Origin of the sequence: Actinoallomurus purpureus (assembly GCF_024055795.1) — a bacterium.
Classification (GTDB): Bacteria; Actinomycetota; Actinomycetes; order Streptosporangiales; family Streptosporangiaceae; genus Actinoallomurus; species Actinoallomurus purpureus.
Map to the genome: position 1 here is coordinate 181,136 of NZ_JAMXMY010000010.1, position 13,243 is coordinate 194,378.

General features: G+C 69.0%; 14 protein-coding genes. 6 read left to right on the forward strand and 8 right to left on the reverse strand.

Annotation, left to right across the window (positions count from 1 at the left end; all coding sequences use genetic code 11):
* Window positions 1-109: 109 nt before the first annotated feature.
* The 3 genes from NE236_RS20165 to rsmG all read right to left on the reverse strand — a co-directional run bounded on the left by NE236_RS20165 (window position 110) and on the right by rsmG (window position 3,136).
* Window positions 110-1,060 carry a ParB/RepB/Spo0J family partition protein gene (locus NE236_RS20165; protein ID WP_252843583.1) on the reverse strand — a complete coding sequence of 317 codons (951 nt, stop codon included), beginning with the start codon at window positions 1,058-1,060 and terminating at the stop codon, window positions 110-112.
* 88 nt (window positions 1,061-1,148) lie between these two features.
* A complete protein-coding gene (locus NE236_RS20170; RefSeq protein WP_289850631.1) occupies window positions 1,149-2,057 on the reverse strand; it encodes a ParA family protein in 909 nt (302 codons plus the stop codon).
* A gap of 380 nt (window positions 2,058-2,437) precedes the next feature.
* Window positions 2,438-3,136, reverse strand: coding sequence for a 16S rRNA (guanine(527)-N(7))-methyltransferase RsmG (gene rsmG, locus NE236_RS20175; RefSeq protein ID WP_252843584.1), 699 nt, complete (start codon window positions 3,134-3,136; stop codon window positions 2,438-2,440).
* A 468-nt stretch (window positions 3,137-3,604) separates the two neighbouring features.
* Between rsmG and NE236_RS20180 the strand changes: the two genes are divergently transcribed.
* On the forward strand, window positions 3,605-3,913 hold the full coding sequence (locus NE236_RS20180) for a DUF6458 family protein (RefSeq protein ID WP_252843585.1): 309 nt from the start codon (window positions 3,605-3,607) through the stop codon (window positions 3,911-3,913).
* 155 nt (window positions 3,914-4,068) lie between these two features.
* Here NE236_RS20180 and NE236_RS20185 read toward each other — a convergent pair whose 3' ends face one another.
* The 5 genes from NE236_RS20185 to rpmH are packed head-to-tail and all read right to left on the reverse strand — an operon-like array spanning window position 4,069 to window position 6,469.
* Window positions 4,069-4,572 (reverse strand): Jag family protein, encoded by a 504-nt coding sequence (locus NE236_RS20185; RefSeq protein WP_252843586.1) that lies wholly within the window; start codon window positions 4,570-4,572, stop codon window positions 4,069-4,071.
* A gap of 43 nt (window positions 4,573-4,615) precedes the next feature.
* Window positions 4,616-5,656 (reverse strand): membrane protein insertase YidC, encoded by a 1,041-nt coding sequence (gene yidC / locus NE236_RS20190; protein ID WP_252843587.1) that lies wholly within the window; start codon window positions 5,654-5,656, stop codon window positions 4,616-4,618.
* 10 nt (window positions 5,657-5,666) lie between these two features.
* Window positions 5,667-5,963: a membrane protein insertion efficiency factor YidD gene (yidD, locus tag NE236_RS20195; RefSeq protein WP_252843588.1), complete on the reverse strand. Its 297-nt coding sequence runs from the start codon at window positions 5,961-5,963 to the stop codon at window positions 5,667-5,669.
* Complete coding sequence (rnpA, locus tag NE236_RS20200; RefSeq protein ID WP_308209129.1) at window positions 5,960-6,319, reverse strand: ribonuclease P protein component; 360 nt, start codon at window positions 6,317-6,319, stop codon at window positions 5,960-5,962. The genes yidD and rnpA overlap by 4 nt, the downstream gene beginning before the upstream one ends.
* 12 nt (window positions 6,320-6,331) lie before the next feature.
* Window positions 6,332-6,469 carry a 50S ribosomal protein L34 gene (rpmH, locus tag NE236_RS20205; protein WP_252843590.1) on the reverse strand — a complete coding sequence of 46 codons (138 nt, stop codon included), beginning with the start codon at window positions 6,467-6,469 and terminating at the stop codon, window positions 6,332-6,334.
* A 311-nt stretch (window positions 6,470-6,780) separates the two neighbouring features.
* Here rpmH and dnaA point away from each other — a divergent pair, with 311 nt between their 5' ends.
* From dnaA to NE236_RS20230, 5 genes are all read left to right on the forward strand, one after another.
* A complete protein-coding gene (dnaA, locus tag NE236_RS43660) occupies window positions 6,781-8,589 on the forward strand; it encodes a chromosomal replication initiator protein DnaA (RefSeq protein WP_289850632.1) in 1,809 nt (602 codons plus the stop codon).
* 448 nt (window positions 8,590-9,037) lie between these two features.
* The gene (gene dnaN / locus NE236_RS20215; protein WP_252843591.1) at window positions 9,038-10,159 is read left to right on the forward strand and encodes a DNA polymerase III subunit beta; all 1,122 of its coding nucleotides are present in this window, start codon (window positions 9,038-9,040) and stop codon (window positions 10,157-10,159) included.
* Between the two features lie 55 nt (window positions 10,160-10,214).
* The gene (gene gnd / locus NE236_RS20220) at window positions 10,215-11,135 is read left to right on the forward strand and encodes a phosphogluconate dehydrogenase (NAD(+)-dependent, decarboxylating) (RefSeq protein ID WP_252843592.1); all 921 of its coding nucleotides are present in this window, start codon (window positions 10,215-10,217) and stop codon (window positions 11,133-11,135) included.
* Between the two features lie 196 nt (window positions 11,136-11,331).
* Window positions 11,332-12,474, forward strand: coding sequence for a DNA replication/repair protein RecF (gene recF / locus NE236_RS20225; RefSeq protein WP_252843593.1), 1,143 nt, complete (start codon window positions 11,332-11,334; stop codon window positions 12,472-12,474).
* A complete protein-coding gene (locus NE236_RS20230) occupies window positions 12,464-12,979 on the forward strand; it encodes a DciA family protein (protein WP_252843594.1) in 516 nt (171 codons plus the stop codon). The genes recF and NE236_RS20230 overlap by 11 nt, the downstream gene beginning before the upstream one ends.
* Window positions 12,980-13,243 lie beyond the last annotated feature (264 nt).

A 13,243-nucleotide genomic window follows, 5' to 3' on the forward strand; every position in this document is an offset into this window, starting at 1 on the left:
TCCCCAGGAACCTATTCCCGCTTCAGGAGAACCTAAGAGCTTCCGCTCGAACTACGGCTTCGCGAGCGGATGGCCGCTGTTTCACGTGAAACCATCCGCCCGAACACAGCTACACCTGCGGACGACCGTCCGGTGTCATCGCGTTGACGATCCGCTCCAGATCCTCGAGCGTCGCGAACTCGACCACGATCTTCCCCTTGCGCTGGCCGAGGTCGACGCTCACCTTGGTCTCGTAGAGCTCCGACAGCTCGGAGGCGAGTTCTCTGATCCGGGGGTTCTCCGGCCTGTTCGGCGCCTTCCGGCGGGCGGCCTGCTTGGTCTCGCCGCCCTCGCCCACCGCGATGAGCTCTTCCACGGCCCGGACCGAGAGGCCCTCCTCCACGATCCGCTTGGCCAGATACTCCTGCCGCTCCGCGCTCTCCAGGCCCAGAAGCGCTCGGGCATGGCCGGCGCTGAGGACTCCGGCGGCGACGCGCCGCTGGACGGCGGGCGGCAGGTTCAGGAGACGCAGGGTGTTGGTGATGTGCGGCCGCGAGCGCCCGATGCGCGTGGCCAGCTCGTCGTGCGTCGCACCGAAGTCGTCGAGCAGCTGCTGGTACGCCGCGGCCTCCTCCAGCGCGTTGAGCTGTTGCCGGTGGAGGTTCTCCATCAGCGCGTCGCGCAGCATCTCGTTGTCGCCGGTGTCCCGGACGATCGCCGGGACCTTCTCCAGCTCCGCAAGCTTGGAGGCGCGCAGACGCCGCTCGCCCATGATGAGCTCATAGCGGTTCGGTCCGAGCTCGCGGACGACGATCGGCTGCAGAAGGCCGACGATTTTGATCGACGCCGCCAGCTCGTCCAACGCGTACTCGTCGAACGTCTGCCGGGGCTGCCGTGCGTTGGGGATGATCTCCGCAATGGGGATCTCGGCGAAGTGTGCGCCGGCCACCGCCTGCGGCTGGGGCGCGGCGTCGGCCGGTGCCGACGTGGGGGCTTCGGCAGGCGTCGACGCCGGTTGTGCGGGCGCCGTCGGGATCAACGCGCCCAGCCCCTTACCGAGACCTCGTCGTTGCTGGCTCACTTCGTACCTTCCCTAGCGCTGCGTCCTACCAGAGCGTCACCCATCACGACCGGGGCCCGTGTCGCGCGCCTCGGTGCCTTCGGTTCGGTCATGCGCCGCCCTCCGCACCCCGATAGGCCATCTCACGGGCGGCCTCCGTATAGGCGAGGGCGCCGCTGGAACTCGGGTCGTAGGTCAGCACGGACTCGCCATAGCTGGGCGCTTCGGAGACCCGGACGCTGCGGGGGATGACCGTGCTCAGCACCAGGTCGCCGAAGTGGCTGCGCACCTCGTCCGCGACCTGGGCGGCCAGGCGGGTCCGCGCGTCGTACATCGTGAGGAGGATCGTGGAGACGGCGAGGTTCGGATTGAGGTGCTGTCGGACGAGGTCGACCGTGTGGAGAAGCTGCGTGAGACCCTCGAGCGCGTAGTACTCCGTCTGAATCGGAATGAGCAGCTCGTCGGCGCCCGTCAGCGCGTTGACGGTGAGCAGACCGAGTGAGGGCGGGCAGTCGATGAGCACGTAGTCGAACTTCTCGGTGTCGTACGCCTCGATCGCGCGCCGCAGGCGATTCTCACGCGCCACCATCGGGACCAGGTCGACCTCGGCGCCCGCGAGATGCAGCGTCGCAGGCGCGCAGTACAGATTCGGCAGTCCCTCGGCCGGGACGACGACGTCCTCGAACGGGCCGCCTTCAAGAATCACGTGATAGACGGACGGGATGTCCGCGTGGTGCTCGACGCCCAACGCGGTCGAGGCGTTCCCCTGAGGGTCAAGGTCGACCACCAGCACCCGCGACCCGTGCATCGCCAGGGCCGCAGCGAGGTTGACCGTGCTCGTCGTCTTGCCTACGCCGCCCTTCTGGTTGGCGATCGTGATGATGCGGCACCGTGGCGGCCTCGGCCACTCCTTCTCATCCCGCTTCGCAACCGCCTTGAACGCGGCCGCCGTCGCCCGTACGACCGGCCGCGTCGTTTCACGTGAAACATCGGCCGACTTGAGTGCCTCACTTACCAACTTCGACTCCCCATGGGCCGGGTCACGTTGCGACGTCTCTTTGACAGGATCGAGAGCGGCGAGATCGCCGGTCGATTCCCCGTCGGAGGCGGGAGTGACAGGCGGCTCCGCCGGAGTGTCCGGTGGCGGCGCCACCGAAGGCGCCGCCACCGAGGGCATCGCGGCCGGAGGTGCCGGCGCCGTTGCTGTTGTGATCAGAGGCGGGACGGCAGGCGGTGCGGTCGCCGCCGGTGCCTTTACGGCCGGTGCCGAGCCGGGAATCACCGCCGGGGGAGGCGAGGTCGCGGACGCTCCCGGCCAGCCGAGGCCGGTGGCGTCCTGCGGCGACGCTCCCGCAGCGCGGTCCGGCCAGCCCAAGCCTTCTGCTGTCGTCAAGGCCGTCACCTCTTCCGTTCACCGCGCCGGCGCCCGCCGCGACGAGAATTCGTCCGTTTCCCCGAAGGTCGCGGAGCCTCGCCGGCGACGACACGGACGATCGTCGCCGGAGGCTCGACTTTACCGTGACCCACCTGAAGCACCTCTGCGTCACGAACGCCGAATTCACTCAGAATGGCGCTCGCCTCTTCGAGCTCGGCCGCCGCGCGCTCTCCCTTGAGCGCCAGCAGCTCACCGCCCGGCCGCAGCAGGGGCAGCGCCCAGCCCGCCAGCCGTTCCAAAGGTGCCACCGCGCGGGCCGTGACGATGTCGGCGGCGAACTCGTCGACGACCTCCTCCGCACGGCCCCGGCGAACCTCCACATTGGACAGCCCGAGGAGGTCGACGCATTCCTGCAGGAAGACGGTGCGGCGAAGGAGCGGCTCGAGAAGCGTCACGGACAGGTCCGCACGGGCGATCGCGAGCACGAGCCCGGGAAGCCCGGCACCCGAGCCGATGTCGACGACGGTCGCCCCGGCGGGGATGACCTCGGCCATCACGGCGCAGTTGAGCAGGTGCCGCTCCCACAGGCGCTCGACCTCGCGTGGTCCGATGAGCCCGCGTTCGACTCCGGGGCCGGCGAGGAACTCGGCATATCTCTCCGCGGTGGGCAGGGCTTCGGCGAAGATCTCACGGGCGATCGACGGCGCAGGAAGTAGTGGCATGGCTCAGCGGCTCAGAAACGTCGTATGGGTCCCCACAGTGATGGAATGCTTCCACATCGCGTGGCCTCCGGGAAACGCCGACCCGCGTGAGCGGCCCGGCGGTCGCCCTGCCGAACCGCGCCGACGCCGCTCCCGTGCCGCAGGGTCCCGCAATAACGGCATCCCGCGCCCTTCTCCGATATCCCCCATGTGCTCGGGGAGCAGGCGTCGGATCGTGCCCGGTGATTACACCAAGGAGCACCCTCGGCGGCCCGCGACGCCGAGAACAGCCGCACCGACGGCCGGGTGGCGCGGCCGGGCGTCCGGCGCGCGAGGGCGCGGCCCGGCGCACCGGCGGACGCGTGCTGCGTGCGCGTCCGGCGGCGTCGGCTCGTCTTTCCCACAAGGAAATCGCGGCTCTATGCATATCTCGTGTGGACCGGGTACGTCTCCGGCCGGCCGATCCATCCCCGGAAGGAGCCGTCTCACATGGGCATCGGAACGGGCCTGGCGTTCATCGCCATAGGAGCGATTCTCGCCTTCGCCTTGAACGTCCACGTCAGCGGGATCGACATCCAGATGATCGGATGGATCCTGATGTTCGTCGGCGCAGCGTGGCTGGCGTTCACATTCGCCTACACGCGTCCGCGCCGCCGAAGGCACGTCGCGGAGATCGTCCAGGACGATCCGCTGTTCGTCAGTCAGGAGGAGACCCCCGTGGAGTACACGGAGCCACCTGTCCGCCCGCGGTCCGTTTCGCAGGCTCACCGCGACATCACCAGGTACGAACCGGAATAAGCCGACCCGACCAACCGTGGGCTGACCGGCCGACCCGTCCAAAAGACACGGCCCCGCCACTGAGCAGTGGCGGGGCCGTTCGTCTTCCTGTCAGCCTCAGGCGTTCGTCCGTCGACGACGCGCGCGGGTCGAACCCGCAGGAGGCCGGGGTCGGTTCACTCGGCGTAGACGACGACGTAGCGGTTGGGCTCCTCGCCCTCCGACTCGCTCCGCAGTCCCATGGCGGCGATCGCGTCGTGGACGACCTTTCGCTCGAACGGCGTCATCGGCGACAGGGCCTTCGGTTCACCTGTGCGCTTGACCTCTTCACCGATGTCCGTGCCGAGCTTGGACAGCTCCGACCGGCGGCGCTCACGGAAGCCGCCGACGTCGAGCATGAGCCGGCTCCGCTCGCCCGTCCTGCGGTGCACCGCCAGGCGGGTGAGCTCCTGGAGCGCCTCCAGCACCTCACCCTTGCCGCCGACGAGCTCGTCCAGCGTGGCGCCGACGACGGACACCATGGCCCGCTCGCCCTCGACGTCCATGTCGATGTCGCCGTCGAGGTCGGCGATGTCCAGGAGGCCCTCGATGTAATCCGCCGCGATCTCGCCTTCCTGCTCGAGCGCCTTGACGTCGACCTTGACGGTCGTCTCCGGGGTCTCGGCTTCGGCTTGGCTCACTCCGGGCTCCTCTTGCGTACTGCTGCTGGACTGGGAAGTCACGCTATCGCTTCCTCTTGCTCCGCGACTGACGTGTCGGCTGTTGCCGTGCGACCTTCGACGACGTGTCGTCCACCGGCTCGTCCGCCTCGACCTCGGCGCTCTTCTTCCCCTTACCCACGAGAGCGTTGCCCGCTGCGGGCTTCGCGGCACCGTTCTTGGCCGCCCGGGTCGTGGTCTTGGCGGTGCCGGCCTTGGCCGTCCCGGTCTTGGCCCCAGTGGCCGGCTTGGCACCCGTCTTCGCTCCGGCGGCGCCGTTGCCCTCGGCGTCGGGGACGTTCGTCGGGTACTTCTTGTACACGTAGTGCGACTGGGCGAGGGTCCACGAGTTGGTGGTGACCCAGTAGATGAGCACGCCCAGCGGCAGGGTCAGGCCGAAGAGCCCGAACAGCGGCGAGAGGTACACCAGGAACTTCTGGGACTGCATCATCGGGTTGTCGGCCGTCATGGTCTGCATCGACCGGCCGACGCTCGACTTCATCGTGAAGAAGGTCGTCGTCGAGCTGATCGCGACGGCGAGGCCGGTGACGACCATCGCGCCGACGAGCCCGCTGGAGAAGGCGTCCTTGAAGGTCGAGGGGATGTGCGCGCCGAAGATGTCGGCGTTCTGGGCGCTCTGGATGAGGTCGGCGGAGATGCCGAACTTCGAGTGGCCCTTCGGCGTCGTGGAGATCGCTCGGAGCACGTTGTACAGCGAGATGAAGATGGGGAACTGCACCACCAGGGGGAGGCAGCCGGAGAGAGGGTTGGCGCCCGCCTCCTGGTAGAGCTTCATCATCTCCTGGTTGAGGCGCTGCTTGTCCTTCTTGTACTTCTTGCGCAGCGCCTGAACCTGCGGCTGCAGCTCCTGCATCTTCCGCGACGCGTGGATCTGCTTCACGAACAGCGGGAAGAGGATGAGCCGCATGAGGACGGTCAGCAGGAAGATCGACAGGCCCCACGCCCATCCGCTGTCCGCCGGGAAGATCAGGCTCAGGCCGGCGTGGATCTGTACGATCACCCACGCGACGGCCTCGAACAGCGGATCGAGGAAGCTGAGACTCACCGGCTGGCTCCTATGTGCTCTCCGAAACAGTGCCGCTGGGGCGCGGCGTGAGGTCTTGGGGTGATTCGCCCTTCCGCGGCGGGACCGGGTCGTACCCGCCGGCGTGGAAGGGGTGGCAACGAGCGATGCGGCACACCGCGAGCCAGCCACCGCGGAGGGCGCCGTGGGTGCGGAGCGCCTCCAGGGCGTACGCGCTGCAGGTCGGCTGGTAGCGGCACACCGGGCCGAAGAGCGGGCTGAGGAACCGACGGTAGAAGAGGATGGGCATCGTCAGAGCCCGAGCCGCGAGCGTCGGCTTGTCCGTCATGTCCGCCTCTTGACCTGTCGCTGCAGGAGCCGGTCGAGTGCCGCTTCGAGATCCGCGGCGAGTTCGTCGTGGCGTGCGGTCGCCGCTTTGGCGTTGGCCCGCACGACAAGCAGGCTACCCGGTGCCAGCCGATGCAGATGCTCCCGAAGGATGTGCCGGAGCCTGCGGCGGACCCTGTTGCGGGCGACCGCGTCACCGACCTGTCGGCCGACCGTGAAGCCGACCCGGGCGGGTTCGTCGACGTCATCCCGGAACTGCAGGTGAAGAACGAGATTAGGCCGTCCGGCACGATCACCGCGCCGGACGGCCGAAGTGAACTCTTCTCGCCGCCGCATCCGGTGTCCGGACGGCAGCACGGTCGCCGCTGCTCAGACCGCGACGTGCTCGCGCCCCTTGCGGCGGCGTGACGACAGGATCGCCCGCCCCGCTCGGGTGCGCATGCGAAGCCGGAAGCCGTGCTTCTTGTGCCGGCGGCGGTTGTTCGGCTGGTAAGTACGCTTGCTCACTCGAGGCTCCAGTGGGGTGCTGCGGTCAATGTACTGATGTCGCATCGGGCGCCGGGACCCCGCGTACAGCAGGGGATCGGCGACCTGCGGGCGCGCAGCACCGCCGTCGATGCGACTCGACCGTCGTACGTTACGGTCTGCGCCGCCCTCCGGTCAAACCGAGCACACATATCCCCAATGACGCCGCGCCTTGTGCACAAGTTGTGGACAACCCTGTGGATGACGCGTGAGAGAGTGTTCGTCTGACGTTGTGCGGGAGGAGAACGCCCACTACCGGGGCGCCGGCCGCTTTGAGGGAGGGGAACCAGGATATGGACGGGCTGGATCTTGCGCTCGTGTGGACGAGGGCACTGGAGGCCCTGCCCAACGATCTGCCCCCGCAGCATCGTGCCTGGCTCTCCATGACCCGGCCGCTGGCCCTGGTCGAGGACACCGCGCTGCTGGCGACGCCGAACGAGTTCGCCAAAGAGGTGCTGGAGAACCGCCTGCACCCGTTCATCACCGAGGTGCTGTCCGCCCAGCTCGGCCGCGACATCCGCGTGGTGGTCACGGTGCAGCCGGACCCGGCGCCGCTCGAGCGGCCGATCCCGACCGAGCCGGAGACCGATCACGAGCAGCCGCCCCACGGGCCCGGCGGTTACCGCCTCGAAGGTCCCCGGTTCACCGAGGCCCCGCCGCGCGGCCCGATCGGCGACCCCGGCTCCGGGCCGTACGGCGATCCAGGCCCCGGAGGCCCGAACCCCGGAGGGCCGGGCGGCGGATACGGCGATCCCGGAGGGCCGGGCGCCGGCGGATACGGAGAGCCGGGGCCCGGTCCGTACGGCGGCGAGCGGTACGGCGGCGAGCGTTATCGTCCCGAGCCTCAGTACGGTGGCGACCCCTATCGCGGCGAGACGTACCGCGACCAGTACGGCGCCCCGTACCAGCAGGAGCCGCAGCGCCGCCACGACCAGCAGGGCATGCCGAATGTGCCGGGCGCCCAACGCGACCCCTTCGTGCCGACCCCGGGTGCGGTGCCGGGCGGCGGCTGGCAGGCCCGCCCGTCCTCGGACCCGGCCGAGAAGGCGAGCACGGAGCCCGCGCGGCTGAACCCGAAGTACACCTTCGACACGTTCGTCATCGGCTCGTCCAACCGGTTCGCGCACGCGGCGGCCGTGGCGGTCGCGGAGGCGCCGGCCAAGGCGTACAACCCGCTGTTCATCTACGGCGACTCCGGGCTCGGCAAGACGCACATGCTGCACGCCATCGGCCACTACGCCCAGAGCCTGTTCAATGGGGCGCGCGTGCGCTACGTGAGCTCCGAGGAGTTCACCAACGACTTCATCAACGCGATCCGGGACGGCAAGGCCGACAACTTCCGCCGCCGCTACCGGGACATGGACATCCTCCTCGTCGACGACATCCAGTTCCTGGAGAACAAGGAGCAGACGCAGGAGGAGTTCTTCCACACCTTCAACACCCTCCACAACGCCAACAAGCAGATCGTGATCTCCAGTGACCGCGCGCCCAAGCAGCTGGTGACGCTGGAGGACCGGCTGCGCAACCGGTTCGAATGGGGGCTGATCACCGACGTGCAGCCGCCCGAGCTGGAGACTCGGATCGCGATCCTGCGCAAGAAGGCGGTGCAGGAGGGCCTGGTCGCGCCGCCGGAGGTGCTGGAGTACATCGCCTCGAAGATCTCCACCAACATCCGGGAGCTGGAGGGAGCGCTGATCCGCGTCACGGCGTTCGCCAGTCTGAACCGCCAGTCGGTGGATCTTCAGCTCGCCGAGATCGTGTTGAAGGATCTCATCCCCAACGACAGCGGCCCCGAGATCACCGCAGCAACGATCATGGCGCAGACGGCGACGTACTTCGGGATCGACATGGAGCAGCTGTGCGGGCCGTCGCGCTCACGCGTGCTGGTGACCGCCCGGCAGATCGCGATGTACCTGTGCCGGGAGCTCACCGACCTGTCGCTGCCGAAGATCGGGCAGCAGTTCGGCGGCCGTGACCACACGACGGTCATGCACGCGGAGAAGAAGATTCGCAAGCTGATGGCGGAGAAGCGGCCGATCTACAACCAGGTCACCGAGCTGACGAACCGCATCAAGCAGCAGGCCCGCAACGGCGGAGCCTGAGTTGTCGTCCGCGACGATCCGGTTGTCCCCAGCGGTCCACAGGCGTCCACAGGTCATGCACAGTGGTTATCCCGAGATCGTGGATTACACAGGGTGGGGAAAAACCTGTGGATGGATCACCGTGGACAACCCTGTGGATCAGAGGGGGAAAACGGTGGATGAGATGGGGATGGACGGTGGACGAGGTGGGGATGGATTCTCGTCATCCCCAGCCATCCACCGAATCCACAGGGGTGATGCACACCCGAGGTGGATACAGAAACGCGGTCTGACCTGCGAAGACTAGACTTCTCCACAGTATCCACGGTCCCTATGACGATGACTCTCCTTGTATCTACAAAGAAAGAAAGTCAAAACGTAGAGGGGCATGCGAGCCGAGCCGCCAGCCCCGTACGGTTTCTTCAGTTCCACCACACAAGGTGATCAAAACCTCAGGAGACGGTCCAAAGTGAAGTTCCGCATCGAGAGAGACGTTCTCGCCGACGCCGTTGCCTGGACCGCGCGGTCGTTGCCGGTCCGTCCGCCCGTCCCGGTGCTGGCCGGGATGCTCATCGAGGCCGGCGACCAGCTGAAGCTGTCGTCGTTCGACTACGAGGTCTCGGCCCAGATGACGATGGACATCGACGCCGACGAGCCGGGCACCGCGCTGGTGTCGGGCCGGCTGCTGGCCGAGATCTCCCGCAGCCTGCCCGCCGCCCCTGTCGAGATCACCACCGACGGGGCCAAGGTCACGCTGAAGTGCGGGTCGGCGAAGTTCACACTGCTGACCATGCCTGTGGAGGACTACCCGAGCCTTCCGGAGATGCCGCCGGCCGCGGGCACCATCGGCAGCGACGCGTTCGCCGCCGCCGTCTCCCAGGTGGCGATCGCCGCGGGCCGGGACGACACCCTCCCGATGCTCACGGGTGTCCGTGTGGAGATCGAGGGCGACGCCGTGACGCTCGCCTCCACCGACCGCTACCGTCTCGCGGTCCGTACGCTCCGCTGGCAGCCGGAGCGGCCCGACATCTCCGCGGTCGCTCTCGTGCCCGCCAAGACGCTCTCGGACACCGCCAAGTCCCTCACCTCGGGTGCGGAGGTCTCCATCGCCCTGGCGGCCGGAGGCAGCGGCGAGGGCATGATCGGCTTCGAGGGCGGCGGCCGCCGTACGACGACGCGTCTGCTCGACGCGGAGTTCGTGAAGTACCAGTCGCTGTGGCCCAAGGAGACCTCGGCCGTGGCGGAGATCCAGACCGGTCCGTTCGCCGAGGCAGTGAAGCGCGTCGGCCTGGTCGCGGAGAAGAACACCCCCGTGCGCCTGTCGTTCCGGCAGGACGAGGTCGTGCTGGAGGCGGGCAGCGGCGACGACGCACAGGCTGTGGAAGTTCTCGGCGCGGCCCTCGACGGGCAGGACATCGACATCGCCTTCAACCCGAACTTCCTGCTCGACGGCCTCAGCGCGATCGGCTCGGACGTCGCCCGACTGGCCATGACGACGTCGACGAAACCCGCGGTCATCACCGGCAAGCCCGCCGACGACGGCGATCCCGATTACCGCTACCTGATCATGCCCATCCGGCTGTCAAGCTGAATCTCCGGGGTAACTAGGCTCAGACGGACACAGAGCGCCATCTGAGGAGATGTTCATGGAACTCGGGATGATCGGGCTCGGCCGTATGGGCGGCAACATGGCCAAGCGGATTCGGCAGGCCGGGCACACGGTCGTCGGCTATGACCGTGACCCGGCGGTCAGCGATGTCGGCTCCATGGAGGAGCTGGTCCAGCGGCTGAGCGCCCCACGGGCGGTGTGGGTCATGGTCCCCGCCGGCGACCCGACGCGTGCCACCGTCGACCGGCTCGGCGAGTTGCTCGACGCTGGTGACGTCGTGATCGACGGCGGCAACTCGCACTACGAGGACGACCAGAAGCACGCCGCGCTGCTGGCCGAGCGCGGCATCGGCTTCGTCGACGTCGGCGTCAGCGGGGGCGTCTGGGGGCTGCAGAACGGCTACGCGCTGATGGTCGGCGGCGACGACGAGCACGTCAAACACCTCATGCCGGTCTTCGAGGCGCTCAAGCCCGAGGGCGAGTTCGGGTTCGTGCACGCGGGCTCCGTCGGGGCCGGGCACTTCGCCAAGATGGTCCACAACGGCATCGAGTACGGCATGATGCAGGCGTTCGCCGAGGGCTGGGAGCTGCTCGAGGCCAGCGGCGTCGTCAAGAACATCCCGGAGACCTTCCGCAGCTGGCGCGAGGGCACGGTCATCCGGTCCTGGCTGCTCGACCTGGCGGACCGCGCGCTCGAGGAGGACCCGGAGCTGGCCCGCCTCAAGGGTTATGCACAGGACTCCGGCGAGGGCCGGTGGACGGTGCAGGCCGCGGTGGACCTCGCGGTTCCGCTGCCGGTCATCACCGCCTCGCTGTTCGCTCGCTTCGCCTCCCGGCAGGACGACTCTCCGGCCATGAAGATGGTCGCCGCGCTGCGCAACCAGTTCGGGGGCCACGCGGTGGAGACGTTGAAGGGTGCGGACTCCCCCGGCGCCGACGTCATCCCGCCGCAGTCCTGATCCCCGGCGTGCCGGGAGCGGACCGGCTCCGGTAATCCACAGGGCTGTGGAAAATTCGGCCCGATCTGGGGACGGCCACGCCGGGATCTCGATCGCGACGGCCCGGCCGCGTTCTCCACGGCCGCACCCGCCCCCTCCACGGGGCCGAGGTGCGGCCGGGCAGCGCGGATCGTCCACAGGGCCTACCCTCGTCTGGGTGTACGTCGCCCACCTCACGCTGCAGGACTTCCGGTCGTACGAATCGGCGGAGATCGCCCTCGAGCCCGGGATCAGCGCCTTCCTCGGCCCGAACGGCCAGGGCAAGACGAACCTCGTCGAGGCCATCGGGTACGTCGCGCTGCACGGCAGCCACCGCGTGTCCACGGACGCGCCGCTGGTCCGGCACGGTGCGCAGCGGGCGATCGTACGAGCCGGGATCGTCCGTGACGAGCGCAAGGCGCTGATCGAGCTGGAGATCAACCCGGGGCGGGCCAACCGTGCCCGGCTCAACCGGTCGGCGGTGCAGCGCCCCCGTGAGGTGCTGGGGATGCTGCGGACCGTGCTGTTCGCTCCCGAGGACCTGGTCCTGGTGAAGGGCGACCCCGGCGAGCGCCGCCGGTTCCTCGACGAGCTGCTGACCGTCCGGGCGCCACGATTCGCGGGGGTCCGCTCCGACTACGACCGTGTCCTCAAGCAGCGCAACGCCCTGTTGAAATCCGCGGCCGCGCACCGCCGCGCGCCCGGTCCGGAGGTGCTCAGCACACTCGACGTGTGGGACACCCACCTCGCCCGCACCGGCGCCGAGCTCCTCGGCGCCCGCCTCGAACTGGTCGCCGCGCTCGGCCCGCTGGTCGCCAAGGCGTACGCCGCCCTCGCCCCCGGCGGAGCGGCCGACCTCGAGTACCGCGCGTCGGCGGCCGGGGGTTCGCCGGGTGAGCCACGGGAGTTGTCCACAGACCGTGCACAGCTGACCGAGGCCCTGTTGACGGGGATGGCGGAGGCGCGAAAGAACGAGCTCGAGCGGGGGGTCAGCCTGGTCGGCCCGCACCGCGACGAGCTGCTGCTCAAGCTGGGCGACCTGCCGGCGCGCGGTTACGCCAGCCACGGCGAGTCCTGGTCGTTCGCGCTCGCGCTGCGCCTCGCGTCGTACGAGCTGCTGCGCGCCGACGGCGACGACCCGGTGCTGATCCTGGACGACGTGTTCGCCGAGCTCGACACCGGGCGACGCGACCGTCTGGCCGAGATGGTCGCCCAGGCCGAACAGGTGCTGATCACCGCGGCCGTCCCCGAGGACGTGCCCGAGCGGCTCAGCGGCGCGACGTACGAGGTCGCGGATGGGGAGGTCACGCGTGTCCGATGACCAGCAGGATCCACAGCCTGTGGACAAGCCGAAGTCGGGGATCGAGTTGGCCCGTGAGGCTCTCGCGCAGGCCAAGGCCGACGCGAAGCGGCGCGGCGCGCAGCCCGGGCAGACCCGTAAGAAACGGTCCCGTGGCGGCCGGGACCCCCGGCGCGGCGGCGGCGACCCGACGGCGTTCGGCCCGGCCATCCGCGAGCTGCTGGCGGCCCGGGGCTGGGAGGAGCGCGCCGCCGTCGGCGGCGTGTTCGGGAACTGGCCGCGGATCGTGGGGCCGGAGCTGGCCGAGCACACCGAGCCTCAGACGTTCGAGGACGGGATCCTCGTCGTGGCCGCCGACTCCACCACCTGGGCGGCGCAGCTGCGCCTGCTGTCCGCGACGCTGGTCAAGCGGCTCAACGAGGAGCTCGGCCACGGAACCGTGCAGCGGGTCAAGGTCGTCGGACCCTCATCGGGGCCGCGCGGCACGGGCCGCCTTCGGGTGACCGGCGGCCGCCGCCGTACCTGAGGGTGGTTTTCCACAGGCTGTGGGAGACGGCTTGCGCGATCCGGCCCGATTCGATTTCGTCGTCCGTACGCCTCGTGACCCCCCTGGACCGGTAGGGGGACTTCCGGGCGGCTCTGTTCGGCGCTTGTGCGGCCTGAGAAGGCCCTACATGGCCCAAGAACAGGTCCGGGACGGATAGAATGGAGGCCGGATACAGGACACGATCGCCGTTGCGGGCCGCCCGTGGATCGGGCGCCCTGCTTGTGTGTTACGGGGAGCTGCGCG

Bases quoted from the DNA above. Each gene is read 5' to 3' on its own strand.
- rsmG (WP_252843584.1), bottom strand. From the start codon at position 3,136: ATGCCACTACTTCCTGCGCCGTCGATCGCCCGTGAGATCTTCGCCGAA.
- NE236_RS20180 (WP_252843585.1), top strand. From the start codon at position 3,605: ATGGGCATCGGAACGGGCCTGGCGTTCATCGCCATAGGAGCGATTCTC.
- yidD (WP_252843588.1), bottom strand. From the start codon at position 5,963: ATGACGGACAAGCCGACGCTCGCGGCTCGGGCTCTGACGATGCCCATC.
- dnaA (WP_289850632.1), top strand. From the start codon at position 6,781: ATGGACGGGCTGGATCTTGCGCTCGTGTGGACGAGGGCACTGGAGGCC.
- gnd (WP_252843592.1), top strand. From the start codon at position 10,215: ATGGAACTCGGGATGATCGGGCTCGGCCGTATGGGCGGCAACATGGCC.